This is a genomic window from Actinomycetaceae bacterium MB13-C1-2, assembly GCA_035621235.1.
Lineage (GTDB): Bacteria > Actinomycetota > Actinomycetes > Actinomycetales > Actinomycetaceae > Scrofimicrobium.
This window is the reverse complement of the sequence record CP141731.1, coordinates 2,378,623-2,405,145: the sequence shown is the minus strand read 5'-3', so window position 1 is coordinate 2,405,145 and position 26,523 is coordinate 2,378,623. Positions and strand designations below refer to the sequence as shown.

At 59.1% G+C, this 26,523-nt stretch carries 20 protein-coding genes and 1 pseudogene; 7 read left to right on the top strand and 14 right to left on the bottom strand.

All coding sequences use genetic code 11. From position 1 onward, the window contains the following. Positions 1–38: 38 nt before the first annotated feature. Both U6G28_10655 and U6G28_10650 read left to right on the top strand, forming a co-directional pair. The gene (locus U6G28_10655; protein ID WRS29957.1) at positions 39–203 is read left to right on the top strand and encodes a hypothetical protein; all 165 of its coding nucleotides are present in this window, start codon (positions 39–41) and stop codon (positions 201–203) included. 68 nt (positions 204–271) lie between these two features. After that, the gene (locus U6G28_10650) at positions 272–547 is read left to right on the top strand and encodes a hypothetical protein (protein ID WRS29956.1); all 276 of its coding nucleotides are present in this window, start codon (positions 272–274) and stop codon (positions 545–547) included. A 28-nt stretch (positions 548–575) separates the two neighbouring features. Here U6G28_10650 and U6G28_10645 read toward each other — a convergent pair whose 3' ends face one another. Next, positions 576–950 (bottom strand): hypothetical protein, encoded by a 375-nt coding sequence (locus tag U6G28_10645; protein ID WRS29955.1) that lies wholly within the window; start codon positions 948–950, stop codon positions 576–578. Between the two features lie 41 nt (positions 951–991). Between U6G28_10645 and U6G28_10640 the strand changes: the two are divergent. Then, positions 992–1,737 (top strand): annotated as a pseudogene (locus U6G28_10640) (phage/plasmid primase, P4 family). 685 nt (positions 1,738–2,422) lie between these two features. On the opposite strand, the gene U6G28_10635 reads toward U6G28_10640, so the two are convergent. The 7 genes from U6G28_10635 to U6G28_10605 form a co-directional block, all read right to left on the bottom strand. Continuing rightward, positions 2,423–3,055, bottom strand: a complete 633-nt coding sequence (locus tag U6G28_10635) for a TetR family transcriptional regulator (GenBank protein ID WRS29954.1) — start codon at positions 3,053–3,055, stop codon at positions 2,423–2,425. 5 nt (positions 3,056–3,060) lie between these two features. After that, positions 3,061–5,247, bottom strand: coding sequence for a YhgE/Pip domain-containing protein (locus U6G28_10630; GenBank protein ID WRS29953.1), 2,187 nt, complete (start codon positions 5,245–5,247; stop codon positions 3,061–3,063). Further along, complete coding sequence (locus U6G28_10625) at positions 5,244–7,955, bottom strand: YhgE/Pip domain-containing protein (GenBank protein WRS29952.1); 2,712 nt, start codon at positions 7,953–7,955, stop codon at positions 5,244–5,246. The genes U6G28_10630 and U6G28_10625 overlap by 4 nt, the downstream gene beginning before the upstream one ends. 275 nt (positions 7,956–8,230) lie before the next feature. Continuing rightward, positions 8,231–8,878 (bottom strand): NAD(P)-binding oxidoreductase, encoded by a 648-nt coding sequence (locus U6G28_10620; protein ID WRS29951.1) that lies wholly within the window; start codon positions 8,876–8,878, stop codon positions 8,231–8,233. A 249-nt stretch (positions 8,879–9,127) separates the two neighbouring features. After that, positions 9,128–9,853 carry an N-acyl homoserine lactonase family protein gene (locus U6G28_10615; protein ID WRS31240.1) on the bottom strand — a complete coding sequence of 242 codons (726 nt, stop codon included), beginning with the start codon at positions 9,851–9,853 and terminating at the stop codon, positions 9,128–9,130. A gap of 9 nt (positions 9,854–9,862) precedes the next feature. Next, positions 9,863–9,994: a hypothetical protein gene (locus U6G28_10610; GenBank protein WRS29950.1), complete on the bottom strand. Its 132-nt coding sequence runs from the start codon at positions 9,992–9,994 to the stop codon at positions 9,863–9,865. 39 nt (positions 9,995–10,033) lie between these two features. Continuing rightward, complete coding sequence (locus tag U6G28_10605) at positions 10,034–10,636, bottom strand: hypothetical protein (protein ID WRS29949.1); 603 nt, start codon at positions 10,634–10,636, stop codon at positions 10,034–10,036. A gap of 330 nt (positions 10,637–10,966) precedes the next feature. Between U6G28_10605 and U6G28_10600 the strand changes: the two genes are divergently transcribed. Both U6G28_10600 and U6G28_10595 read left to right on the top strand, forming a co-directional pair. Continuing rightward, positions 10,967–11,326 (top strand): hypothetical protein, encoded by a 360-nt coding sequence (locus tag U6G28_10600; GenBank protein WRS29948.1) that lies wholly within the window; start codon positions 10,967–10,969, stop codon positions 11,324–11,326. Between the two features lie 584 nt (positions 11,327–11,910). Next, entirely contained in the window at positions 11,911–17,010 is a 5,100-nt protein-coding gene (locus tag U6G28_10595) for a S8 family serine peptidase (protein WRS29947.1), read from the top strand. 200 nt (positions 17,011–17,210) lie between these two features. On the opposite strand, the gene U6G28_10590 is transcribed toward U6G28_10595, so the two are convergent. From U6G28_10590 to U6G28_10575, 4 genes are all read right to left on the bottom strand, one after another. After that, positions 17,211–17,852, bottom strand: coding sequence for a response regulator transcription factor (locus tag U6G28_10590; protein WRS31239.1), 642 nt, complete (start codon positions 17,850–17,852; stop codon positions 17,211–17,213). 24 nt (positions 17,853–17,876) lie between these two features. Then, positions 17,877–18,227 (bottom strand): ATP-binding protein, encoded by a 351-nt coding sequence (locus U6G28_10585; protein WRS29946.1) that lies wholly within the window; start codon positions 18,225–18,227, stop codon positions 17,877–17,879. Then, positions 18,217–19,287 carry a sensor domain-containing protein gene (locus U6G28_10580; protein ID WRS29945.1) on the bottom strand — a complete coding sequence of 357 codons (1,071 nt, stop codon included), beginning with the start codon at positions 19,285–19,287 and terminating at the stop codon, positions 18,217–18,219. The genes U6G28_10585 and U6G28_10580 overlap by 11 nt, the downstream gene beginning before the upstream one ends. Before the next feature lie 223 nt (positions 19,288–19,510). Then, complete coding sequence (locus U6G28_10575) at positions 19,511–21,790, bottom strand: DUF4185 domain-containing protein (protein WRS29944.1); 2,280 nt, start codon at positions 21,788–21,790, stop codon at positions 19,511–19,513. Between the two features lie 403 nt (positions 21,791–22,193). Here U6G28_10575 and U6G28_10570 point away from each other — a divergent pair, with 403 nt between their 5' ends. Together U6G28_10570 and mgrA are read left to right on the top strand one after the other, a co-directional pair. After that, positions 22,194–23,630 (top strand): serine hydrolase, encoded by a 1,437-nt coding sequence (locus U6G28_10570; GenBank protein WRS29943.1) that lies wholly within the window; start codon positions 22,194–22,196, stop codon positions 23,628–23,630. Positions 23,631–23,790: 160 nt separating this feature from the next. Continuing rightward, positions 23,791–24,813: an L-glyceraldehyde 3-phosphate reductase gene (gene mgrA / locus U6G28_10565; protein ID WRS29942.1), complete on the top strand. Its 1,023-nt coding sequence runs from the start codon at positions 23,791–23,793 to the stop codon at positions 24,811–24,813. Between the two features lie 104 nt (positions 24,814–24,917). Here the strand turns inward: mgrA and U6G28_10560 are convergent, their stop codons facing one another. Both U6G28_10560 and U6G28_10555 read right to left on the bottom strand, forming a co-directional pair. Then, entirely contained in the window at positions 24,918–25,964 is a 1,047-nt protein-coding gene (locus U6G28_10560; protein WRS29941.1) for a S66 peptidase family protein, read from the bottom strand. 60 nt (positions 25,965–26,024) lie between these two features. Further along, positions 26,025–26,507 carry a GNAT family N-acetyltransferase gene (locus tag U6G28_10555; GenBank protein ID WRS29940.1) on the bottom strand — a complete coding sequence of 161 codons (483 nt, stop codon included), beginning with the start codon at positions 26,505–26,507 and terminating at the stop codon, positions 26,025–26,027. Between the last annotated feature and the right edge of the window lie 16 nt (positions 26,508–26,523).

Genomic DNA, 26,523 nt, shown 5'->3' with positions numbered 1-26,523 from the left:
AGGGGAGCTTATTGGTTACCTGGAAGGGAAAACCGAAAATGATTGATGAAAAAGCTGCGCTAAACGGCGTGAAAGAAGCCCTCGGGGATATCCCTGTTGAAGATGTCGCCATCGCATTTCCGGTTGGCGCCACGCGGGGTCAGGCCGGGGGAGCCCTTGTCGGGATGCCGGTGGGGCGGCACTCGGAGCTGTTGCTCAGCTGAGTGGTGCTGCATTTGCGGGGAGCACCGTTGGTGGGGGCGGCCTCGGCATGCTGATTGCTCAGCGTCGCATGGAAAAAACTGAACCGGCCGCCTCAATTGTGCTGGCGCTTACCGCGCAGGACCTCTATCTGCTGGGGAGACACAAAATCGGCCCCCTGGCATCTTTCGATAACCTCGAGGTAATTCACCAAATCCCCAGAAGCTCGGTTTCCGTCGACCTCAGTCCCGCTGGTTTCACCCAGCATCTTTCAATCACTGACGAGGAAGACGGAACGCAATACCTGTACGAGGTGAAGCCGCTTGGGAGCGGAATCAAACGGCTGATAGCCGACCTGGGACAGTAGCTTTTGGCCTAGGGACTGAGCGTTTTGCTCAGGCGGGTTGCGTGGTTCTTGGGGAGCGCCAAAAAGGGATTGCAAGTGAGAGCGCCGCGATGACGAAGATCGCAATGACGCCCAGTTCCGCGGTTGCTCCCCACAGCCAGTTGCTGACACTGGAGCCATCTGCGTAAACGGAGAAAACAACCCCTGTGATTAGGGCGTACCCGATTGCGGTCGTGATGCGCTGCGTCATTTGCTGCAGGCCGTCCGCAGTGCCGCCGTGAGCCGGAGGAAAATCTCGCATCGCCTGCGTTTGGTTTGAAGCGCTCATGGTGCCAGCGCCAAAGCCCATCGGGATCAGGGCGACGATCAGCCAGTACACGGACACGTTCGTGGTGGCAACAAGCCAGAAACCAACCCCGAGCACAACGAGGGAACCAACTTCAAGTGACAGTGCGAAAACCTGGAGCCCGCGTCCTTGGCTCCTATGCAGGGAACATGTCCGCCGACGTCCTCACGGTTGGCGCTACCCGCAATGTGAAACCCGAGTTGGCGGAAGCCAAAGGCAAACGACTCTTGATTGCCGCCGAGTCCGAAGAAGGCGTGCGCCTGTCCACCTCAGTGGTCAAACAGCTGGCGTCAACGGACCAGGTGTATGCGGAGAAGAAGTACAAGGCCCCCTTCGCCTACACGCCCTCCCACCAACTGGTGCTCTACACGAACCACCTGCCCCGGGTTGGCGCGATGGACACTGGCATTTGGCGACGCCTAATCGTGGTGCCGTTCGAAGCAAAAATCCAGGGCAGTAGCGACGTCAAGAACTATGCGGACCACCTCTACGACCATGCGCGCTGGGCGATCCTCGCCTGGATCATGGAAGGCGCTCGCCTCATCCACGCCGAGGACTACAGGCTCAACCCACCCAGGCAAGTCGTGGAAGCCTCCGAGGCGTACCGGGAAGAAAATGACTGGTTCACGCAGTTCCTCGAAGACTGCTGTGACACCAGCGATCGGGGCGGAACAGCTAAATCCGGGTAGGTGTACCGCACCTACCGTGCATGGGCCGCAGCCACCGGCAGCTACGCGCGCTCAACCACCGACTTCTACTCAGCATTCGAGCGGGCCGGCACATCAGGCATAAAACCAAGGCCGGAATCATCGTGCGCGGCCTGACACTCAAGAGCGAGTTCGACAGTCAAGACGGGCCATTCTGATGCGCTGAGCGCTGCCCAAAAAATCGTTAAATACCAACAGGGTGCATATCTATGCAGGTCTCTACTAGAACTTCCCTTAAGGACTAAAAGATAAGCCTTAAGAAAAGTTACCTAGACGACCTTCCTCGACATGCACCAGTGAGGAAAAACCGTGGGTCTGCTGAAGGTTTAGGTGACAGTTCCTAGTCATGCTGCGAGGGTTGTAGCTGGAACCATGTTTGTTTCGTGTTCGGTTGGCGTCAACTTTCCTAGGCCCTCTTGTCGGCGCCTTCAGTGGTAGGTTCTCTCGATCCAATACATGATCCTGGTTCGGATCTAGTAACGCGCGCACAGGATCAAGCTTTCGTCGTGCAGCGGTCGCTCATGCGCTCAACTCCCGACCCCGTAAGCGTCGGAGGGAAGACCTCGACCGAGCCTTCAACGAGAATCTGCTGTTACTCCGACAACCTGGTGTTGCATCGACTGGTTGAACCTGGTCAATACACGTCGTTTGCGTTCACCACACGACTGGTCGAGGCCGGCGTGGACGCCTTAGAGACGCATTGGCTGGGTCACCGATTGGGAAGACCAAACTGATCCGGCTCGAATGCCTCTGGTGCGACGTTGGCCGCTTCGAGATCGAGCCCCTTCACTGGGTTCACTAGTTCAACCACGAGCGGACCCGCGAGTCGGTCCTCGTTCGGCCTCAGAGTACGGTGAGAATTTCAGGGTGATCAGCGAGCAGGTCGGCCTGCTCGCGCCACGACAGGCCCGCCATGCTGAGCACGACCCTTACGATGGTTGCCGCGGAGCCTTCGGATGCCATGCGCAGGTCGCGCAAAGTTGCGCGCGCGGTCTCTTCGATCAGAAGGGCGAGCAGCTCAGGAGTGAGGTCGTTACGGAAGGCGCCTGACACGATCCCTTCGTTGGCCAATTCGCGCACGCGTCGGCGCAGCGGCGCCAGCGCCACCACAGTTTCAGACACGTGCGTGTCGTCGAGGGCGATATTGGCCGAAGCACGTACAGAGGCCGCTTCGCTCCACAGTCGCGCTGCCATATGGGCCAGGGCGACGCGCGGATCGGCGTCGTCTCGGCGTTCGGCGATGGCGTTGAACCGACCGGCTCCGATCTCGATAACCTCGCGCAGCAGGCTTTCGCGGTCGGCGAAGTGTCCGTAAAGTGCGCGGCGCGAGAGTCCGGCGGCGTGGGCGATGGCATCCAGCGATGCGTGGGGGTCGGACGCCAGCGTCGACTGCGCGGCGCGGAGGAGGGCCTCCCGGTTGGCGGTGGCGTCACGGCGACGTGGGCGGGATACGTGGGAGACCACGTGTGCGGCCATGCGGATCACATCAGTTTCGTTGACTCGAGGGCGGCGGAGAGCTTGCGGTTGAACGAGATGAGCGGGCGGCGCAAGACGAGTCCGAGGAGCAGCACGGGGATGAGGAACGACACGAGCCAGCCCAGCGATATCCAGAAGTCGGCTCCATACGTGCCCGCGATCGCGGCACGCATCGCATCTACCGCGTGGGTGGCGGGAAGAAATGGGCTGATGTTCTGGAACCACTCCGGCAGCAGCTGCAACGGGTAGGCGCCGCCCGAACCGGAGATCTGGATCACTAGCAGCAGCACGCACAGCGCCTTACCCGCGTTTCCGAATGCCACTACGCACGTGTAGATCAGCAGGGTGAACACAATCGAGGTCACCCATCCGGAGAGGATGAGCAGGAAGGCGTGCTGTGGCTCGATCTGGACGAACAGCACCAGACCCACGGTGGTGATCGTGCTTTGGATGAGGCCGATCAGGCAGAAGATCCCATAGCGTCCGAGGTACTTCTCGGTCGGGGTCGGTTCGGGCCGGTTGGGCAAGGTCTGGGCGTTCACGTCGACGCGGATAGCGACGGTCATCAGTAGCGCCCCGACCCAAAGGGCAAGCACCGTGTACAGCGGCGCCATCCCTGCGCCGAAGCCCGCGATCGGGAAGACCGCGATGCGATCGACGATGACCGGCTCGGCTAGCGATGTGGCGAGCACGCTCGGATCGGACCCGATGGCCTCACCGATGCCCGAGAGCGACCCGCTGTCACCGGCCGTCTCGAGCGCTTCGGCTAGCTTATCGAAGCGTCCGGCGGCCACAGTGAACGCATCGGCGAGCTCGTGCGTCACCGATTGCGCATTCTGCAGCGATGAGACAACCGAACCCGACGATCCTGACAGGTTGGATGTCGCAGTGCCGAGCTCCGCACGCACCTGCGCAACATTCGATTCGATCACCGAGAGGGTGGTGGCGAGCTTGTCGAGCTCGGGCTTGAGGGTGCTGTTGTAGGAGTCCTGGGCGTCCTTCATCGCGGCCTGGGCCTGAGCGATTAGCTCGGTCACCTTCTCGTAGTCGGCCTGGGCCAACCCATTGCCGTCTGCCAGGTCGCCGGCAGCGCCCGCGAGGGCGTCGTGCACCGACTGCTGAAGGGCGATCGCATTGTCGAGTTGGGTGAGTAGGTGTTGGAACGCGGGTTGGGCCTCGGCGGGAAGTTGCGGACCGACCTCGTCAGCGAGGGTGTTGCGCAGGGTCGTGTAGTCGTCGATCTGGGCCTGCACCCGATCGGCGAGATCGTCCAAGGTGGTCACCTGGCTGCCGGCGAGCGAGTCCGCCTTCGCGTACAGGTCGTCGATACTCTTGCCGACTGCGGCGAATCCGTCTGCGGTCGACGTGAGCGCCGAACCGAGCGCCGTGGTCGCCGACTGCAGCGTGTCGTTGAGCGAGCTGACCGCGGCCGAACCACCGCCGAGGGCGTCCGCGGCGTCGCCGAAAGCCGATGCCGAACCACTGACTAGACCGGCGGCGTTTGTCACCAGCGGGATGACGCCGTCGATCAACGTCGAGAACATCTCGGCGGTCTGGGCTCCGGTGCGCAGTTGGGTCGCGATGCTGTCTATGCGGCTCTCAAGGCTTGCGAGCGCGGTCTGAGTGTCGGCGTTGGTGAGGTAGTCCGACATTGACGAGATAAGCGCCAGTGCGACTTCGCCGAGAGTCTCGTCGAAGACCTCGGTGATCTGCGCCGAGACGCCTTCGGCGCCCTGACCAGTGATCTTTGGGGCGAGCGCGTTCTTCTTTTCGTTCGTGTAGTACGCCAGTTCGGTGCGCTGGGCGCCGTCGGCGTAGAAGGTCATCATGTCGGCGCTGAACGAGGCCGGAAGGATGATCGCGGCGTAGTATTCACCCGAACGAGTGCCATCGATCGCGTCGTCGTCATCGGTGATGACCCAGTCGAGCTGATCGTTGGCACGGAGCTCCGACAGGACCTGTTCGCCGATGTTGACGCGGATCGGGATGAGGTCGCTCTGGTAACCCTCGTCGAGGCTCGCGACGGCGACCTTGAGGTTTTGAGTGTTCGAGAACGGATCCCAACTGGCGATGACGTTGAACCATGTGAACAGGGCCGGGATCACCACGAGTCCGAAGATGACGATGCCCGCCATGACATTGCTGAACGCGTGACGGATGTCGCGCTTGGTCAGGTCAAAGATGTTCTTCATGCTCGCTCACCCTCGTCCGCCTCACCGGGTTCCAGTTTGGGTTCCGGTTCGGCTTCGGGCTCCTCGGTGAGGGCGTCGAAATGTGCCCCCGCGACATCCGGTTTCGGAAAGGGTGCCGGTTTCGGCTCGATGACGATAATAGCGGTGGGCGTGGTGGCGCCGACCATGCGGCAGCGCGGGATGTCGAGGAGGACGGCCTCGCGCAGTTCGTGGTCGTCGAGGGTCGCCACTTCGGATGCGACCTCAAAGCTCTGCCTAACGTATTCGAACCCCACGAGGAAACCCATGATCGCGAGACACCAAAGGAGCCACACGAACAGAAACATGGCTTTGTGGGTCGGGAACATCCACGCGAAGATGCTGAGCACGACGATGCCGACAAGGCCGGTGATCATCGCGACACGTAGCAGGCTGCCGTAGCGTTGGGTAAACCGCGCCCCGCGCCGCGCGGTCTCGTCGCGGTACTCGTCGCGGTTGTTTATCGCGCGGATCATGTCGGTGAGGCGGTATCCGCCGCCGACGACCTGGACGTCTTCGGCGACGAGAAGGTCGGTGGCGTGGATCTCGCGGTTGAACACGAGGTTCAGGTTTGCCAGGCGCCAGCGCAGCACCAGGCCCAGAACCCACGAGAGTATGACGAAGATCGCGAGGGCGCCCATCTCGCGCCAATATGCCCCGCCGTAGAAGCCGGCGATCGTCTCGCGCATTGCGTCGATGCCGTACGTGAACGGCAGGAACGGATAGATGTTGCGGAAGAAGTCGGGCATCAACTCGATCGGGTACAAGCCCGATGTACCTGGGATCTGCATGATCACGAGTAGGATGCACAGTCCTCGGCCGACGTGGCCGAACGCCACCGATAGTGCGTAGATGATGCTGAGGTAAGCCCATGCGATGAGCACACCCGTGACCACGAACGCGACCGCGCTCACGGTCTGCACGCCCAGCATGAGGTCGCCGACGCACACGATCAGCGCCTGCCCGCCGGCCATGGCGGCCAGCAACAGGAAGCGCCCGACGTAGGCTTGACCGACGGTGATGGGTTCGACGCCCTCGGTGTCAACTTCGAGTTTGAAGATCACGATGAGCACGAACGCACCGATCCACAGCGATAGGTTTGTGAACAGCGCCGCCATCGCCGAACCGTAGGTATCGATGGGGAACACGACGTTCTCGCTGACTTCGACCGGCGAGGCGATGAACTCGGCGATCTGTTCGGCGTTGAGGCCAGTGAGTGTGGACAGGTCGCTGAAGGATGACGCCGAGCTCAGCGCTACGACGTCGGTGTGGGCTTCATCGATTCCCGATTGGATGTCGGTGATCGCGGCATCCAGCTGGCTGACCGCCCCCGAGGTGTCGGACAACTGCGTGTTGAGGGCCGACAGCAGTGATGTCGCCTGGGCGAGCTGTCCCTGCTGGGCATCCAGCGCCGCTGAGAACGCGCCGGCGCTGGATGAGAGGGAGGACATCGCCGCGTTCAATGCGGGCACGTTCTCGGTGAGAATCGTGCGAATGTCGGTGGCGGAGTCGCGTGCAGTCTGCATCGCATCGTCGAGGTTGTCGGCGGCCGACTGCACGGAGTCCGCTGCTTCGGAGATGGCGTCGTTGAGCTGCTGTAGGTCGGTCAGCAGCTGCTGGTGGCTTGTGTTGCTCTGTTCGAACGTTGCCAGCAAAGTATTCAGACGTTCGGCGACCACCGGGTCGAGGTTGGAGTTGTCGAGGATTTGCTGGAGTTTCGCGATGGCCTGAGCGTTGACCTCGGTGATTTCCGAGATATTCTCGATCGCGGTGTCGACGCGTGCGGATGCCTGCTCGAGTGACCCGGTGACCTTGCTGACTGAGACGTTCGCGGTGGCCGAGGCATCCGCTAGCAGGGTGATCCCCTGCACATAGGCAGACGTCGTGGCGTCGGTGAACGCGATGACCTCGGTCTGGGCCTCGGCGATGATCTTCTGCGCCTGCGCGACGGCGGACTTCACGTCGCCCAGCAAGGTGTCGACATCGTCGAGGCTCGCTGCGGCCCGTGTGAGAGTCGCACGGGAGTCATCGATGCCGACCCTGAGTCCCGCGGTGTCCTCGCGCGCGTCCTCCAATGCGGCAGAGGTCTCATCGAGAAGGTTCAACGAGTCAGTTTTGGCACGCAGGAGGGCGAGTTCGGCCGAGTTGCCGGCATCTTTCAGCGCTTCGGTTGCCGCGGCGGCGACCTGCTCGGTAAAGGTGGTCGTTATCTGCGAATCGAGGGTGGATGCCCCCACATCGGTGATCTTTGGGGCGATCGCGTTGGACTTTTCGTTGACGTAGTACTTCAGCGTCGGCTGGGTGAAGTTGCCGGTCGTGACGCTCAGGAAGTCGCTGCTGAAGTCTGCGGGGATCACGATAGCGGCGTAGACCTCGCCGCTATCGACAGCCTCACGTGCCTCAGCTTCGTCCATGAACTCCCAGCCGAGCTGGTCATTGTTCTTGAGCTGGTCGGTGATCTCGGCACCGATGTCGACGGGTCCGGTCAGCTTGCTCGTGGCGCCCTTGTCGAGGTTCGCAACGGCGATGTGGATGTTGGCCGTGTTGGCGTATGGATCCCAGAACGCGGCGACGTTGAACCACGCATAGAGGGCAGGGGTGATTAGGACGCCGAGGAGGATTACCCAGGTGCGGCGTTCGTGAAACAGGCGCGACACATCGCGCCGGAACACACGGAAGCTCTTTCGCATCCGCCTAGCGTATACCTAACGTGCACAGAGGTGTGAACGTTAGCGTGGGTGGCAAGATGAGAGTCGAAGGTCGTACGGGCGAGTCTATTATCGGGGTCCTGCGCGAGCAGGGCGCGCGGATAGCCGCGCGCACTCGCCGAACCCACCGGCAAGGCATCATGTCTGCGCCTAACACGATCCCGGCCAAGGATGGAGTCCGCGCCGGGGCCTTGCTTCTGAACCGGGACTTCAACCCCGGTGCGGTTCAGAGCAAAACGTCAGTATACTTTTTGCCATTACTCTGCGGGCCTCCATCCCTTGGGGGTCGTGATGAGGAGGCGCTGCCCGATGGTCTCCGAGTCGGTGATGACCTGCAGAATGCCTGTAGCTGCGTTCTCGAACGGTAGAGTCGGTAGGCCTGGAACCTTTCCGACCTGCGTCAGCGGCTTCACCGCAACGCCTTCCGGCAGCGCGTCCTTGAGGTTGACCGGATACACTATCGTCCAATCGAGGCCGGAGGACTGCAACAGCCCGTCGGCGGCAGCCTTGTCATCGAAAAACTTCCCCAGAACAGTGCGGTAGATCAGCCGTGCGAAACCCGAGGCCTTCTCGGCAGTATCGCCGGCGCCGAAGGCAGAGACCAGCACGATCCGAGACACTCCGGCCTGCTTCGCGGCAACGATGATCTTCGGCAACGTACGCTGCATGAACGACGAATCCTTTATCGGCCCGGTGATGGACACCAGAATTGCATCCGCACCATGTGCGGCCGCGGCAAGTGCCTCGGTATCTTCCGCGGCTCCCTTCGCGGTCGTGACGCCGGGCTGAGTGGCAATCGACTCCGGCGTGCGGGCGAAGGCGATGACGTGATGGCCCGCCTTCACCGCCTGTTCAGTGAATCGGGAACCGACATTGCCTGTGGCTCCCAGAACAACGATCTTCATGATTGGTTCTACTTGGGTGTTGTGAACGAAAATGGGGTGGAGAGTGCGGCTCGAGTTAGTTGGCGGTCAAGCGGCGTCTACGCATAGCTTTGAACGCAGTCATGCGGAGGATGAGCCCCGAGTCCTTCGGTCGCGCCGGTGACCAGAACAACCTCCCCGTGTAGCGACGTACAGTGGGTCAACGTCCGACCCCTTGTGCGCTACCGATGCGGTGCGGACACGCCTCCGCGGTCATCGTATCCATCGTGCTCACCGCTTCTTTAACGCTGACGGCCGGTAGACGCTTCTGGCTGTCAGCCGGGCGGCGGCGTTCGGGTCATGGGCGGGGAGAAGTACGAGGGGTTGTACGGCGGCAAATTGCTTAATTTTGCGGAGCTGCTCGACGGCGAGGCGGGGGTTGTTGTTCACCCCGTCGGTCTGCTCCTGGTCCAGCAGTTCCTGATCATAGGTGACGTCCCCGCCGAGAAAGTAGGTGGCCTCGTTGCCAAACACGACCACCGACAAGTGCCCCGGTACGTGCCCCGGAGTGGGAACGCCGACGACGCGCCCGTCATCGGTGATCGGGTAGGTTCTCTCCCAAGGTCCGAGCGCGGGGCCGGTCAGCTGTAGGAGCGTGGGCTGAAACCTGGTCGGCCAGTGTTGCGGGAGCGCGCCTTCGATCGTGGCGCGAAAGGGTTTGCGATAGAACTCCCAGTGCTCAGCCGCCACAAGGATGCGCGCACCTGCGAGATCCTGCAGCCCGTCACCGTGGTCGTGGTGCAGGTGCGAGACCACGACCGCCTGCAGGTCCTGAGGTTCGATCCCTTGCTGGGCGAGGCGGGCGCCGATGGCTTCATCTGGGGCGACGTGGATGTCGACGCTGCGTTGGAAGAACGGGTGCCACCAGGGCAGCCAGCCCTTTTCGGTGGCGTGCGGGGATTCCCCGGTGTCGAACAAGATCGGCCCGTCCGGGTGCTGGATCAAATACGTGTTGATTGGCAGCGGTTAGGTCCAGTTCGGGTCCCCGAAGATCGCTGTAGCCCGGCGCAACGGTACAGGCTTATCTGCGCTCTGCTGCCGGTGGGACGGGCGGATACGGACGGTGCCTGTCTCCAGAATCGACACACTCACGCTCATGGTCTCATTCCTCTCATTTCCCTCTGATGTCTTCCCTTGTCAGACGACCTGTGCGCCAGTGCCCAGTCCTTTGAATACGGACATTTCGACGTACGCGCTGAGTTGCGCCGCGAGCTCTGGTACCGGCATGCGCGGGTCGTCCTCCAGCCAGCGCAACATTGTCCACATGACCCCGGCCGCCAGTGCCGCTGACGTCATCTCTACAGGAAGCGGCCCGCGAGCGAGCGCGACAGAGGCCGGAGAATGACGCCGTAGCCGCGAGGCTACGAACTCCACCAACCGCGCCTGGACAATCCCGCCGCCCGGCCCTCGAAGCACCCGTGCGAAGAACTCGGCATTGTCGGACAGTCGCCTCAGGACGATCGTGAAGTTCTCGCGCATCAGCGCTGCGCGCCCCTCGTCGACATCGCCGACTGCCGCATCGAGGTCGGCGAAGGCATCCTCTAGCCGCGCCAATGCCGCTGCGGCGAACGCTGTAGGAAGATCATCGAATGCCGCGTAGAACGTTGGGCGGGTAAGCCCGGCACGGTTCACAATGTCGGTGATCGTCACGCGTTCGATGTCCTCGGTTGCGTCCAGTACGGCGGTCACCGCGGCTAGCAGTTTGGCGCGCGAGCGGCTCGAAGAACCAATTTTACACATGTAAAGATTTCACGGTTGTTAAATCAGGTTGTCTAGCTACCCTTGCGCCCGGTCACTTCACTGATGCCAGCGATCCCGGTCCGACGTTCTTGTTGACAGACCTTTATTTCTCATGCCCGAACTCCTCACTTACGTGAGAGTTCTACCCATCTGCTGTGTCCTTGGATAACTTTACGACGACACCTTGACCTACCGGTTGCTTAGCACTTTCGTTGGCACTTTTCGTGATATACGCAGCTCTCCATAGGTGAGCAGTGAGGGCGCTGCGTCAGGGGACGAAGACCGTTGCCACGGTAGTGACAATTTTCGCTTCAGAAATGAAGACCAACTTTGCCCGCTCCTGTGCACTCCTTCTTCAGAGGCGGGCGAGGAGAATCGGGTTACCTGCGGGTCGCGGGTGAGCCATCCGTTATCGGTCTTGGTGACGGATTTGAGCACGGGAAGGAGTTCATCGAGACGTTCACCAGTGTCGAGGCGAAGGGTGAATACCGCATCCGCTCACTACCCTCCGAGGACTGTGGGACACCGACGCCCTTCCACGTGCTCACGGCGATGTGGTGGATGAACTTCTCGCCCGCGCGGATGAGCCGCAGCCAGACATGGGCGAAGTTCGGTTCGGTTGGGGTCGAGTGGCGGCCAGCGCTTCCTTCAGGTGTGCAAGCTTCAGTCGTCTTTCGCTCGCTCGGATAATGATGCCTGCGGCAGCAATAGCGAGCGTCTCAGAGTATCTTCGGGTTTACGACAAACTGGGGGTGAACCAACGATTTCGGCACTGGTCGTTTGTTTGAGAATTGCTAGGGAAGACCCACCATTGTGTTTTTACTGGAAACTTGGGCGCAAAGGTTAGTTTTGTTCAGCAGTGATTCCCTGCGTATATGCTTATCTGGATTGCTAAGGATGAGATCTAGTCCATCTCTTACTCTATAACTTTCGGCTATGTGCGGTATGTGCCGTGGTGAGACTCGAAGTCGGCGACCCAAAAGCTGCAGCATCGTCGACCTGACGGTGTTGACACAGAAGTTCCCGCGGCCACGGGTTATCCCAAATCCTGAATCCGTCGTCCTGTATGTAGCGGGTGCCTATAACTTTTGAGTGGAAACCCATCCAACCAGAGGTTAGGAAATATGAGGCGTATCTTCTCAATTGCAGGGGGTATGGCCGTCGCAGCGTCGCTCGTTTTCGCGGGTCCTGCCATGGCGTACACACCACCCCCACCGGAATCCACCGACAACCAACCAGGAAATTCCATTGCCTCCCATGCCAGGGTACCGGTCATGGTGACTTTGGTCGAGGAAGCAGACGCAACAGAGGCGAGAGAGGACGCGCTCCTCGCACACCAAGTCCAACTCTTCCAAAGTTGGAAGACAAAGTATGAAATCGAAGTGGACCGACAGTTCGGGTATCTCCTCAGTGGGTTCTCGGCAACGATGCCGTCCAGCAAGATTGCTGCGCTTCGCAATGAACCCCAGGTTGCTGCTGTTTACGAACAGCGCATCTTCTACCCGACCCTGGATTCTGCGGGCGAACTGACTCAGACCACCGAGGCTAGGGAAGACATAGGTGTCGACGGTTCAGGAATGGTCATCGCCATCATTGACTCGGGAATCGATCCCAGCCACCAGGACATGCGCCTGAGTGATCCTACCAGCGGAGCGATTCAGGAGATCAAGGCCGGTGGTACGTTCACAGCGAAGGTGCCGTGGGGCTACAACTACGCGGATCGCAACGACAATGTTGTCGATCAGGACCCAACTCAACACGGGATGCACGTTGCCGGTATTGCTGCGGCCAACGGAGGCGAAGGGGCTTCGATAGAGTCGAACGGGCGCGTGAATGGTATGGCTCCAGAGGCTCAGTTGCTCGCCATGAAGGTGTTTTCCAACGCCCCTGAACGGCGCAACCAGGCGTTTGAATCCGACATTGTCGCGGCGATCGAGGACTCCGTTAGGTACGGGGCCGATGTCATCAACATGTCTTTGGGCTCGGCGAATGGTTTTGACTCAGCCGACTACGGCCTTAACCGCGCAGTAGAGAAGGCGTCAGAGGCCGGGACATTTGTCGTGGTCGCCGCGGGGAACGAAGGGCTTCGAAACTCCCTGGACTCAACCAACTGGGACTTGGACCTGTACAAGGACAACGGTACGCTCGGCGGTCCGTCCTCCTCCCGGTCCGCTTTCTCGGTCGCATCCATTGAAAATGGGACTGTTGTTGCCAATCTAGCGGCCATCTCCGCAGATGGTGTGGCTGAGGGTGAGAACTTCCCCTACTCTCTGCAAGCGGGGGTCCTTCCCGGTTCGGCGGTGGAGCTCTTCGATGCCGGGCTTGGAACGTATGACGATTTCCGTGACAATACGGGAGAACTCATTGATGGTATCTCCGGCAAGTACGCGTTGATCCAGCGTGGCGACCTCACCTTCACGGAAAAAGTGAACAATGCAGGTGATGCTGGCGCTGCGGGCGTCGTGATCTGGAACCACGAGGACGGCGGCGAAGAGCTGTTGAACATCGCGCTCGAGACCGCCTACACATTCCCAGTGATGACGCTGGGGTACTCTGCCGGGCTCGAAGCGAGCGATCTCATCGGTGCGGGTGGCACCGCGTTCGTCGAGTTCTTTAGCACCCCGGCCGCACAGCCAAATCCGGCGTCGCTGACTCCTTCGACATTTACATCCTGGGGTGTCACTCCTGACCTGGAGTTCAAGCCCGAGATAGCTGGGATTGGCGGCAACGTTTACTCCACTCTCAATGACAACCAGTATGGCAATATGTCCGGCACCTCCATGGCCTCACCCCAGGTGGCAGGTGTATCTGCCTTAATCAAGTCGGAGTTCACGGAACGCTACCCAGAGATGAGCGAGACAGAGATCAACGATCTGGTTCGTCACTCGCTTTCAAACACCGCATCGCCGGTGACGGACGAGGCTGGACTTCCATACCCCGTGCGTCAACAAGGAGCGGGCTTGGCACAGACAAAGGACGCGTTGGAAACATCTGTCATCGCCACCGTGGATGGGGCCCCGAACGTCGCGCTAAAGGACTTCACCGGAAGCAAGCAATTTACTGTGACGCTACGTAACCTAGGTGACGTTGAGCAGAGTTTCGATGTGAGCGCGGCCGATGTCCTGACGGAGGCAGTCGACGGATACGGTGACCTCGGTTCGCAGGTCAGCGCACACGGCGACAGCATCGCGCCGTCCGAGAGTAGTGTGGTTGTACCTGCGGGTGGGGAAGCCACAGTTACCTTTGATGTTGCTGCAGGGGACATTGACGCCCGGTTCGTTGAGGGCTGGGTCGACTTCGCGGCAACCTCCACTGATCAGCCCGACCTTTCGGTGCCGTACCTGGGCTTCGTCGGGGACTGGGGCGAGGAAGATATCTTCGACACCGGACTCTGGGGATCAGAAGACTTGTTCGATCAACCCTGGATCAAGACTCAGCTCGGCGTCAGTGACGGCTACGACGTTTACACGTATGACCCCGATACTTGGTTCACTTCCAACGCTGCAGGGACACCTCAGGCACTGGTTCCCGCATTGTTCACATTGCGAAACGCTACCGAAATCCAGTATGAACTTCTCGATGCGGATAGCAACGTGATTCAGAAGCTCGGTTACGACCGGGAAGTGCCCGCACCCCTAATTTCGCGTATATATGACGGGATGATTTCTCCGTTTAACATCGCCGACTGGGGTTTCGATGGACTGCGCTATGACAAGTCGGCGGGTGACTGGAAACCCGCTGAGTCCGGTTCCTACTCCATGCGGATCAAAGGCAAAGTCAATGACGGCAAAGAGATGCAGGTGCTGGACTTCCCATTCAAGCTGGATGTCGATGCTCCAACCGTTGAGGTGATCGGAACTGAGCCGTCCGGTTCTGGCACGAAGGTACAGGTCAAGGTAACTGACGCTCTTTCGGGTCCCGTGGCGGTGGAGCAGTGGGGCGAAATCACGGGCCTATCTGTGAATACCGCTGGTGGTTACGTGATGCCGAGCCGGATCGTATCGGCAAGCGAAACTGAAGCGGTGTTCGAGGTTGAGTTCGGCGACGTAGAGTCCGCGAAGTGGGCTGTCGTTCGTGCACAGGACTACGCAGGTAACGAGTCTGCGCCCCTGACGTACTTCTTCGATGACTACGGTGTCCTATGGAACAACCGTGGTGATTTCGACATGGGGTTTGCCGAAGGGACCTACTCGATCTACTTGGGTGACTTCTTGCTGAAAGACGGTCAGGTTCCACTGGTATTCACCACGGGTCACGGGATCGAGACCATCTCAGTTGGAGATATATCTGTCCCAACCGCACCAGAGGGTGTCACCACCGTGTGGGTTCCGACAGAAGTCGGTCACCAACTCCTCCCAATCCGAGGGCTAGACGGGGCTGGAACTGCTCGTTTTGAAGATGAGGTCGATGTCTTTTACCATCCGGGTCTCCCAACGATTTCGGATGTGCGAGTAGTCCCGGCGCGCGCCGATCTCTGGGGAACTGGCGAGGAAATGGACGTGCTGCACGCAACGGGTTGCGTAGCTGATGAGATGGTCAACCCGGAGGACCTTATCGTCTGGATTGCCGGCTGGGACGCCTATCCTGGTCCCGATGGCTGCTTCTCTGTAGACGTACCTGACGAGGACTGGATGACCGGCGAGGCACCGTCTATGGTTCTCTGGTATGTCGACAACGGAGTGACTGCTGTTGCGGGCTATGTCCAGGTTGAAGGACGCAATCCTGACGCCACTTGGACCCATATGCTGAAGAGGGCAAACGTCGACTTCGCTGGCGGAATTCATTTTGTGAGCGACCAGGATCCTGCTTTGGTTCCAAACGAGGATGGTTCGGCAACCTTCACGATCAGCGGTGTATTCAATGTGGTTGCCCCAGGGGTGTTCAGGATCGACGGGCAGGACGTGGAGGTCGGTTCTGACCTCACGTTCTCGCATGAGGTTGTTCTGCAACCGGGTGTGACCAGTGTGAATGTTTACATGGAAACACCGCAAGGTGAACTCGTGAACGACACGTCGCTCAGGTTGCTGTACTCACCATCTCTGCCTGAGCTGACGTTCGATACTCCGACTTTCCGGGACGGTCAGATCTTCGTGCCGCAAGCTGCGGACAATGAAGTGTCCTTCATAGGGGAGATTGTAGATGAAACCTTCGGTCACACACTGTGGATTAACGGTGACCTCGTGTCCTCGTACCAGGACATTACGGCGCCCGGTGAGGAGCTAACACGCCAGCAATTTGAGTACGTCACTCAGTTGGATGCGGGAGACATTGTCACCGTAAACGTTCTTGATGCCATTTCGCGCGAGGCCGAGTTGCGGGTTCCAGTGGTTCTGGACGACCTAGATCCGGTCTTGACTGTGACGGGCCTGGCCGATAATGACCTGGTCACGGCTAGCCGAACCGTTCAGACAACTGCGACGGATGCGAACCTCACCGATCTGGCTGCAGTCGTGATTGATCAGGCCACAGGTGAGCCTGCGGATGTGCAGTTCGATCGGACGTACAACAGCGACGATGACGGTGTCACCTTCGGCGCCTCCTTTGATCCGTTCGCACTTGGCGCTGGCGACTACCTACTTGTGCTGCGTGCAACTGATGCGGCCGGCAATGCCACTGAGCAGAATGTGTCGTTCTACGTCTCTGAGCAGACTTCAGTGACTATCGACGGCCCCGACCAAATTGAGGTAGAGGAGGGGCAACAGGTGCTGGTCTCCGATCATTGGAGTGTCGCTGACGGATACTCGTTGGTTGCGGACCTCGATAACTTGGTTATCGGTGACAACGCGGTTCGCATCCAGGCGTTCGGTGATTCCAATGTGCCAGTTGCACAGCGCGATGTGGTTGTGACGGTCGTTCGTGGTCTGTCTACGCTCACCGATGGTCGGGTCTCTGTAACAGCTCGTTTCGCACCGACCGATTCCCTCAGTGCGACTTGGACCGCTGTGTCTGAGTACGTTGAGGAGGTCAGGGTGACACATGGAGGGGACTCCCTTGGCGGCACGTTCCAGGTTCAGGTCCCGAAGACTGCCGGAGTAAAGGTACTCAGAATTGCCGATGAATCGGATACGAATACCCGGGTTCTTCTCGAAACTGAGATCGCCTACGAGGTTCAAGGCAGCAGCTTGGTCTTCGACGGAAGCACCCCCGGCGCGTACCGGATTGTGTACCCGGAGGTTCCTGGCGTGTCTGGAGGTGACGGTACCGATAACGGCAAGGACGGAGTTGGTGGTGGCAACGACAATCTGCCCAGCACAGGTGCGAACGGCATCGGTGCGTTGGTCGCAGGTGCGGTGACACTTATCGCCCTCGGTGCCGGATCGCTGTACGTGGTGCGCAGGCGCGGTGGGAAGGCCGGAAACACGGTCTCCCTCTGAGACAAGATCTGATAGCCAGATCTTGAAGGATAAGTAGCGCAAGGTGCGCGGCTCCGAATAAAGGGGCCGCGCACCTTTGCGTCAAACATGTGAAACGCCAGGGTGCCGTCGGTGTCTGCGAAGAATACGCGTATCGCCGGGCACAATGAGACTCCCATGTGCGGGAATGAGGACGCGCCAGGATCGATTGTCGCCGCGCTCTACTGGGCGCCCACGAACGCCAAGACCGCCTGCACCCTCCGGTTGTGCTCGGGAGAATCCTCCAAACCAAGTTTGGAGAAGACTGCGGAGATATTCTTTTCTACCGTTCCCAAGGAGATGCCTAGGTTATCGGCGATTCGGGTATTCGAACCCCCTTGGGCCATCTGCTCAAGGACGTCCCTCTCGCGAGGTGTAAGGGTCGCCAGCGGGTCCCGATTGGAGGCCAGCAGTGTGGCCACCACTTCCGGGTCGAGGACCGTTCCTTTGCGGTGAACCCTGCGGACCGCTTCGGTGAATTCCTCAAGCGCCACGACGCGGTCCTTCAGCAGGTACCCCATCCCACTCCCGCCGTCTGCCAGTAGCTCCCGCGCATAAACGCCCTCAACATACTGGCTGAGAACGAGGATGCCAAGGTCGGGAAAGGTTTCACGCAGTTGGAGGGCGGCACGAACGCCCTCATCTCGAAAGGTGGGCGGGAGACGCACGTCCAGAACGACCACGTCCGGCCCCACCTGAGATACTCGGTCGAACAAGTTGTTGGCATCTCCCCCTGAGGCGGCGACCTCGAATCCGGCCTCAGCGATTAAGCGCACCAAACCCTCGCGAAGCAACACAGAGTCTTCGACGAGGGCGACGCGCAGCAACTTATCAGACACAGCGTGATTCTAGTCGACGGAATTTCCCGACCCGGCGGGAACTTCGATGTCTACCACGGTCGGTCCTCCCTGCGGACTATTGATTCTCAGCGTTCCACGAAGGCCGGTGATCCGGTCGTGGAGCCCAGCCAGGCCGTGTCCAACTCTTGGGCGTGCCCCTCCTCGGCCGTCATCGGTGGTGCGAATCCTGATGATCGCTCCGTCCTTGGCAGTCGGTACCACCGTGACCTGGATAGACACCGATTCGGCCCTCGCATGTTTCGTCGTATTCGTCAACAGCTCGGCAATCGAGAAATAGAGGGCTCGGGCGACCTCGGATGTCACTTCCGTGTCAAGGTCGGGTGCGACTTCAGTGGTCACAAGTAGGGGTGTGTTCGCGGCCAAGGCTTCGATTGCGGCGCCTAGGCCTCGGTCCTGGAGTTAATGGAGGCGCCACACCCGCAGAAAGGGCGCGCAGTTCGTCGAGTGCTGCTTTGGCATGACTTTGAGCTTCGACCGCTAACGTGGATACCGCCTCGATGTCCCCGGCTTCTACGCGCCGGACGAGAGTGGCCAGATCAAGTTGGACGCGCAAGAGTTGCTGCTGGGGGCCGTCATGAATATCCCGCTCCAGACGCCGCAAAGAATCGTTTTCCGCCCGTACCGCAGCGGTTCTTGCAAGCTGTTCGGCGCGGGCTTCGGCGGCTAGGTCATCACTGGGCCAGTGCCCAAGCATTGCCTTGGCCACAATCCAGTTCACCCAGGAAAGACCACGAAAAACCCAAGGTGCTACAGCGAGAAATATGGCCCCGATTACCAGGTATAGGACGTCCTCAATAACCCAGGGTGGCAAGCTACCGAAAAGCCACGGCATCGCATCGGAAATATGGCGACCCCAAATGTCACTAACGATGCTTGGATTGATCAATCGCAATAGCCATTCCAGAGAACCAAAAATGGCGACACTGGCCCAGAGGACCCCGATGATGAACGAGGCCAGAGTGATGATTGGGCTGACCATCAGGCCGTGCAACAGCGCCATCCAGTAGTGACCACCCCGTAGCGCACGGATCAGCCGACCCCACCAGGTGGGAGCCGCAGGACTACCGCGGTTCCAATCTGGCGCGCTGATCTGCGGCAGCCCAGTCAGGCGAAGTAGGTAGCAGTGCGCAGTTGCGAAGCCGCGCGCGGCGAACAACGCGCCGACGATCAGCGGGACGCCGATCCAGATGATCAGTGTTGCGATTCCCGTCGACAAGAGGGTTACGAGGACGATGAAGCTCGCCAAAGAGAGGGCAAAACCGGCGACTGTGAAGAGGAGGCTTCCTGGCGTCCACCTCCACAGGATCCCGTACGTTGGCCAGAGATCGCGTTGCGGCGGTTTAGTTGCCGGCGAGGTTAGGTTGTTCGGTTGCGTGGTTATTGAAGCTGTTCTCGGCATGACCCCAGTTTCGTTTTCCCCCGAATTCGCCGGTAGCCAGGCAACGCCCGTCCTCGCTGGGGGTTAACCCGACCTTAGCGCGGTGGGTGGCATCAACATATACCGGACCACTCTGGGGCAGGCATTAGCGCTGGGGAATTACTAACCGGAGGTCTGACAGAAGCCAGACCTCCGGTTTTATTGACTCGCATTTTGGTGGCGACCCTGGTCGCTACAAAGGCGTCTACCTACGCACACGGAGCCTAAGTAGCGCGCCGGTACCAAGTAGTGCCAGCGCGAGCACGGATACAGCAGCAACTGTCGCCCCGGTGTTTGGAAGGGCGCCGTCCGTGTTGCCCTTCCCACCATCAACCGGGTCGGTCGTAGCGGAAGTAACCTCAAGGCTCACGCTAACAACGTTCTCGCCCTGAATCGCCTTGAGCTCGTGGACACCAGCCGTTACCGTCTGCGGCACGGTTATCTGGGTCGTGAATGAACCATCGGCCTCTACCGCTGTCGCTCCCAATGACACGACCTTCGAATGTAACTCGAACTTCACGTCTGAAGCAGGACTCCACTTTGTTCCAGAGACCGTGATCTTGTCACCAGCCGTAGCCTTGGTGGCGGAAACGTTCAGGGTTCCAGCAAACTCCTCGGGTGTCGGGGGACAGGTAGTCGCGGCGACGTCCATTGGCCACTGTGTGGTGAGTCCGTCGGCGAACACGTATCCATCCTCCGCTAGAGCAGTGACGGTGACTATTGTTCCTTCTCGAGCCTGCTCGTAGCGATGAGTTTCCTGATTCGCCGGAACAGTCACTGTGGCTTCAATGCCGCACTCGGTAGCTTCGACAAGAGTCGGTGTCTCAACCTGATCGATCACCGCGGGCACAGGTGGCTGTTCGCCCTCACCGATTTTCACCAGTGAGTAGCTGCTACTTTGCACCCAACGGTCGCGATCCAGGTTGGTTCCCGCATATACCTCTAGGTTTGTCTGATCACCCGAGTCAAACTCGACCTGCTGTCTGGTGTAGGTCGGCAGGTTTTGGAACTCCGTTTTCGCAAGGACGCTCGCCCCTGGACCAGTTCCTCTAACCCCGACTTCACCGGTCACGGTCTCAGGGTGGTTGGCCGGGCCAGTGACAACAAACGCGGTTAGCAGGTACCGAGTGTGAGGCTCAACGGTTACTGGTTGATAGAGATCAATCCAGCCCGAGTTGTTGCGCAGATAAGCCTGCTTTTCACTGCCGTATGCCCACGATGTGTTGTGGTCGATTCCGCAGTTGCCGTTGCATGCCCATGCTTCACTCATTGCTCCTGGAGCTGACCGGGAGAAAGAGGGGTCCTGCAGCAGATTCGGATTGATTACATTGCCTTCGGGATCCACTGTGAAGGCGTACTGGAAGACGTTGTATGGCCCCCACAGCGAGAGCGTGAAGTGTACTTCGGGACCTTCATTCCAGGGATGTAAGTAGGGAGAGTACATTCCTGGCAGGTCCAATGATGTGGCGACTGCGGTCGGTTCAGACCACGGTCCCTCGGGACTGTCAGCTGTGCGGAAGACGATTTCGAGGGCGTCCATGTCCGCCGAGTCCGTCATATACATCATCATCCACTTGCCCAGATACTCGTTGTATTGGACCGATAGCTCGGTGACGGTCGCGGGGACTATTTCGGTCGCGGCGGTGTCTTCGACGGCCCAGTTTGCGCCGTCCCAGTAGGTGTAGGCATCTTTATCGAGAATCTGATCCTCTGAGACACGGGCAAGATGCAGAGGGCCGAAACGTCCGTTCTGAGTACCGAACATATAGACGTAGCCATCGCCCTGACCGTGAGCAAATGCAACCATTTGGAACTTGTTGCTCCAGGCATCGTCATTGTCCCATTGGGGTCCGTCGGTCGAGTTCCAGGTCTGACCGTTGTCATCGGAATAGGCGATGCGTGAGAAGTTCGTAAACCACTCTCCGGGATCACCCCAGTGGTTGACCGACATGAACGAGAGGTACTGTCTGCCATCCACTGCAATTCCGCCTGTCGGAATCGTGGTGTGCTCAACACCCGGGATCTTCTGCGACGGGATGATCTCTTTAGCTCGTCCCGCAACATCGCTCGCGGCTGAATCAAAGGTCATTCCTTTTGTGTTCCAGTCGGAGTTGCTGGACCGGAGCAGGGCATTGGAGCGCCAATCTCCGCCTCCGCCTCCGCCCCCGCTCCATTGTCCGAAAGTATCGCCGATTGCGAAGAGGATTTCTCCCGCGCCGTTATCCCACATCAAACCGAGGTCTGTTCCGCCAACAGCCCAGTCGGCGAGAGTGTTAGTCAGTCCCTTGGCTCCTGTTAGTTGGCTGACCAAGCGAACTGAACTTGGGTGCTCGTAGTCGTCTGGCCACGGTGAATCTGGGGTTGGTTCGGCAACGGCAGCCGATGGAACGGCCAACGTAAGGGTTGCCGCACCAAGAACTGCGGCTGAGAGGCCTGCCAGTTTTCGCCCTTGTTTGTGAATTTTAGGTTTCGTGTGATGGAACATCGAGTGTTTTGCTCCTCGTCGAGTTTCACTTAAGAACCAATAGGTTCGCGATTACTGTAATCGATTACTCATTACAAAGTAAACAAAATGAGCAATAAATACCCAATTACGTGGAATCGATTGCAGACACAGGCCCATCATTAGGTCCTGTCATCTATTCGCGTTGGAAGCTCCCAGGTTTGGGTGTGACGGGGGCCACTAAGAGTTCGGCTCTGGTGAGCCGATCTCGACTAGTCCTCTCCGGTGCAAACGCGCCCCTTATTGGCCACCTATTGAGCAGAATACATTTCAGGAGGCCCGACCAGAGAGCCGGTCGGGATCCTCGTCGACCTTGGCCGACGTCGGATGATGTTGTCTAGCTCGATCCCACTAGCAAGCCTTCATTGGTGCATAGGCTTAGGTCATGAACAATTCTTCCGCCAACGGTTCTTCTTCTGCGCACGCCCTTGCAGGTCTGTCCAGCAAAGCCCTCCTTCGCTTCATTGACAGCTTGGAAGGAGCTGATGCCCGATTCGGTGAGACCCTCGATCCCCACGGAGTATGCATTATGCGCGGCGGGGAGATTGTGTGGGAAGCGGTTTGGAAACCGTACTCGCTGGAGCATGCCGCGTTGGTCTACTCCGCATCTAAGACCTACACATCTATGGCAATCGGATTCTGCGAGAACGAAGGGCTCCTTTCTCTTGATGATGACCCAGGCGTGATCCTGGGACTCCCAAACCCGCATGGAATCACCATCCGACACCTACTCACGATGAATACTGGGCACGAGGAATCCACGATCAACGAGTTGGATTGGGAGAAGGACTCGCTGCTTTCTACTCCTCCCGAGCACACTCCGGGAACCCACTTCTCGTACAACTCTCAGGCAACCTTCGTGCTTTCGTGTGTCGTAACAGCTGTAACCGGCCAGCGGCTTACCGAGTACTTGCGCCCTCGTCTTCTAGATCCACTGGGTATCGGGGATCGGTGGATGCGACGAATCAGAGACGTTGATTTCGGCGCCTCTGGATATCACTTGACCGTTCGCGATCTGGCTCGTACGGGAGCGATGCTGGCGGCCGGTGGGAAAGACGGCGAGGTCACCGTGGTCCCTTCGGCCTACATCGAGGAGATGCAGAAACCCTGGTCGGACAATTCCGGAGCGCCTGACCCCTCACTTGATGAATACATTCGACGAACCGCCCAAGAGAACTGGGGTGCTGGCTATGGATACCAGGTTTGGCGCAGTCGCGAGGGCTTTCGCTTGGATGGAGCATATGGCCAGTTCAGTTTGATCATCCCCGAACGTGACATTGTAGTCGCGTATCAGGGCGCAACAACTAACACAGCGGCGACTATGGCTGTCCTTTGGGAACTGATTGACGACTGGGGGGATGCACCCGCTCAGGAATCAGCGGAACAGTTGGAACAACTAGTGCGGCGCGCTGGGTCATTGGACTCCTGGAGTTTTTCCGCACGATACCGCGCAGCGCCAGATGGAGAACTTGTCTCGACCAGGTGCTGGCGTGAAGATAACGGCATGTTGCGGATCGGACTAGATATGTTCGTCGGGCTGGAAGGGATGTCTGTTCACGTCGGTGAGTATGAATGGCTGCAGACTACGATCGAGGTTCCAGGAACTCAGAATCCCGCGAATCTTCTCCCGTTAGCCGTCCGCGGTGAAGAGGATATAGATGGCAAGGTTCGCATTCACATTGTGGTCACGTCCTCTCCCCACCGCGTGCTGGCTACCGGAGATATCGGCGGTGAGCTAGAGGCGGCTTGGCACACTGTCCCGTTACGCTACGAGACCGCTAAGGATATCGCGGTTCCAAGAGTGGTAGTCGACGCCGTGTGAAATCGTTGGAACCCTTCGGCCGTTGACGTTGATGTCTCATTCCGACAGTAGGAAGCGACTAAACTAATCGAAGCGTCCGCGAGGCATTCAACTTCGGTTCTGCCAACCCATTGTCTCCACACTGTTTACATGTGCAGGTCTTTTGTCGCATGATGGTGGTATGTACCCCACATATGTTCCCGATTCCGACCGCTATGACGGTCGCATGCAATATCGATTCTGTGGCAAGTCCGGACTAAGGCTCCCGGTGCTGTCGTTGGGGCTGTGGCAGAACTTCGGCGACAGCCATCCGATGGAGACCCAGCGTGCCATTGTGAGACGAGCCTTCGACGTTGGAATTACCCACTTCGATCTGGCGAACAACTATGGTCCTCCCTATGGCCAAGCAGAGACCAACTTTGGAACCTTCTTGCGCCAAGATCTGCGACCCTTCCGTGATGAGTTGCTGATCTCAACGAAGGCCGGTTACGACATGTGGGCCGGTCCTTACGGACAGGGTGGTGGAACTCGAAAGTATGTGCTCGCCTCCCTTGATCAGTCGCTTGAGAGGATGGGCCTAGATTATGTGGATATCTTCTACTCCCACAGGTTCGACCCCGACACACCTCTCGAAGAGACCATGATGGCCCTGGACCATGCGGTGCGTTCGGGAAAGGCACTTTACGTCGGGATCTCCTCGTACTCCGCCGAGCAGACGAGAGAAGCGGCGCAGATCGCGAGGGAACTCGGGACGCCTCTCCTCATCCACCAGCCGAGCTATTCGATGTTAAACCGTTGGATTGAGCAAGGTCTCATTGACGCATGCAGTGATGAGGGCATGGGAATCATTGCCTTCTCTTCGTTGGCGCAGGGATTGCTCACGAACCGCTACCTAAACGGGATCCCGGAGGGTTCTCGGATGACCCGCGGTGGGTCGTTGCCGAAGAAGCACCTAAGTGACGAAGTACTGGTCCGAATTCGCGGACTGGGTGCGATTGCCGAGGAAAGAGGTCAGACGCTGTCCCAGATGGCGCTCGCGTGGGCTCTTCGTGATCCGAGGGTGACATCCTTGGTTTCCGGAGCCTCATCCGTGGAGCAACTGGACATGAATCTGGGAATGCTGAACAACATGGAGTTCTCGGCGGGCGAACTCACGGCAATTGACGAGTTTGCTGTGGATTCAGGGATAAACCTCTGGGGATAGCGAGCCTGAGTGCTGATATGCGAGACATGAAGGCGCCGCACCGAGGCGTGGGTAGCCGGGAATCCTAGGTGGACATCCCGCGCCAAGCAGGACTTCTTCTCGTGTTATGTGTACGAGGCAAAGATCTGGCGGCGGGTACCATCCACCGTGATTTGCCCGCCGTAGGGGAGTATCCATTGCGGACGTGTGTGGCCAAACGGCGGTCCCACGCAGACGACGGCATTGGGATTGTAAGAGCTGACCTCCTCAATTACCGCGTCTCTCCGAGCCTCTCGCCACTTCTCGCGGTTCTTCGCGATTGGCGGTTCGCCATCGATAGCAGATGCGGGGGAACGGGCGAACAATACTGCGGCCACGGCTTCGAGAAGACCGCGTTCGCCCAGTGCACGCACCCACCAGCGCACCATGTCCGCGCTCGGCAGTGTTTCGCTGGTTTCAAGTAGTAGAACGGCTCCGTTGAGGTCCTCGTTCGAAGGAAAGCGGTCCGCAATCGCGATCCAGTCGAGTACGTCCAAGCAACCGCCCCACGTGATGCCGGTGACTTTCCTCGGCGGACCTGCCCAAGTCCACGGCTCGGTCAGTTCACGCTCCCCAAACTCGGCAAGGCACGCAGAGTCTTCCCATGTAATCCCGAAATCCTCCGACTCGCCGGGTTCCGTTACCTCAAGTTCGTCTCCCGTTAGTAGTGCGGCACGTAATGACGCGGAATGTTCTGGGTCGAGGCGAGGTCCCGGACCGATCTGTACCTGGGTTGAGCCTCCGTAGAAGCTGGCAACTCCCTGGTTCCACATCCAGTTAAGAATGTTCGTGTTGTCGGAATAGCCCAGAAATGGTTTCGGGTCCGCCAACAGAAGGTCAGGGTCGAGGTGACGGATAAGGCGAATCTGGTCAGAACCGCCAATTGTTGAGAGAATTCCCCGGATTTCAGGGTCAGCAAGCGCAGCGTTGAAGTCACGAGCACGTTCTTGCGGGCTAGCTCCAAGTTGCCGGGTTGTCGCGTATTCCACGGGTACCAATCCCGTCTCCCCAACCAGCCGGGTCATGGCCTGGTTATGTACCGCAGGGAATACAGCGGGGGCGGCGAACGACGGGGAGAGGACGGCGACCTTATCCCCTGGAATCAACTTGTCCGGATGTGTCAGTTTCTTCACGACTCCAAGGGTACGACGGACTCGCATCCGTCCGGTCTTATTCGGAGGGCTATGGTGGTTCTAGAGTTTTAGGAGCATCACGCCGTCGGCTTCTTTGCCAGGCACCTCCTTGAATCCCTCGGAGGAGTAAAGTTTCTTCGAATGATTGTCTTCTTCTACTGACAAACTGATCTGGTTGTATCTGCGGCTAGCTGCCTCATTGGCGAGTTCCCGCAAAAGCGTGCGGCCAAGACCTTGACGCCGATTGTTGGGATGTACCCATAAGGCAAGTTCAGGGGTGTCTTCATCGACGAATCCGTAACCTGGATCGGTCCGAGGTAGACACAGTGCCCAGACAACGCCGACTGGCATATCGTCCTGTTCAGCAACTATGCCAAAATCACCTCGCTCGGGAATGAGCTTCGCGTAGTGCGCCAGTTCCGGGTCGCTACGCAGGTCATCAAGTGTGAACCTTGGCCCACACCAGTTCAGAGTGCCAAGTGATGCTGTTTCAATCAGACTCACTTCGGATGCCACAAGCGGGCGAAATCGAACGAAGGACATACCTGAATCGTACTGT

What these genes read in the sequence shown, in the direction of transcription:
- U6G28_10655 (WRS29957.1), top strand. Translation starts at nt 39, where the DNA reads ATGATTGATGAAAAAGCTGCGCTAAACGGCGTGAAAGAAGCCCTCGGG.
- U6G28_10650 (WRS29956.1), top strand. Translation starts at nt 272, where the DNA reads ATGGAAAAAACTGAACCGGCCGCCTCAATTGTGCTGGCGCTTACCGCG.
- U6G28_10635 (WRS29954.1), bottom strand. Translation starts at nt 3,055, where the DNA reads ATGGCCGCACACGTGGTCTCCCACGTATCCCGCCCACGTCGCCGTGAC.
- U6G28_10630 (WRS29953.1), bottom strand. Translation starts at nt 5,247, where the DNA reads ATGAAGAACATCTTTGACCTGACCAAGCGCGACATCCGTCACGCGTTC.
- U6G28_10625 (WRS29952.1), bottom strand. Translation starts at nt 7,955, where the DNA reads ATGCGAAAGAGCTTCCGTGTGTTCCGGCGCGATGTGTCGCGCCTGTTT.
- U6G28_10620 (WRS29951.1), bottom strand. Translation starts at nt 8,878, where the DNA reads ATGAAGATCGTTGTTCTGGGAGCCACAGGCAATGTCGGTTCCCGATTC.
- U6G28_10610 (WRS29950.1), bottom strand. Translation starts at nt 9,994, where the DNA reads ATGAGCGTGAGTGTGTCGATTCTGGAGACAGGCACCGTCCGTATCCGC.
- U6G28_10605 (WRS29949.1), bottom strand. Translation starts at nt 10,636, where the DNA reads ATGTGTAAAATTGGTTCTTCGAGCCGCTCGCGCGCCAAACTGCTAGCC.
- U6G28_10595 (WRS29947.1), top strand. Translation starts at nt 11,911, where the DNA reads ATGGTGACTTTGGTCGAGGAAGCAGACGCAACAGAGGCGAGAGAGGAC.
- U6G28_10580 (WRS29945.1), bottom strand. Translation starts at nt 19,287, where the DNA reads ATGCCGAGAACAGCTTCAATAACCACGCAACCGAACAACCTAACCTCG.
- U6G28_10575 (WRS29944.1), bottom strand. Translation starts at nt 21,790, where the DNA reads ATGTTCCATCACACGAAACCTAAAATTCACAAACAAGGGCGAAAACTG.
- U6G28_10570 (WRS29943.1), top strand. Translation starts at nt 22,194, where the DNA reads ATGAACAATTCTTCCGCCAACGGTTCTTCTTCTGCGCACGCCCTTGCA.
- mgrA (WRS29942.1), top strand. Translation starts at nt 23,791, where the DNA reads ATGTACCCCACATATGTTCCCGATTCCGACCGCTATGACGGTCGCATG.
- U6G28_10555 (WRS29940.1), bottom strand. Translation starts at nt 26,507, where the DNA reads ATGTCCTTCGTTCGATTTCGCCCGCTTGTGGCATCCGAAGTGAGTCTG.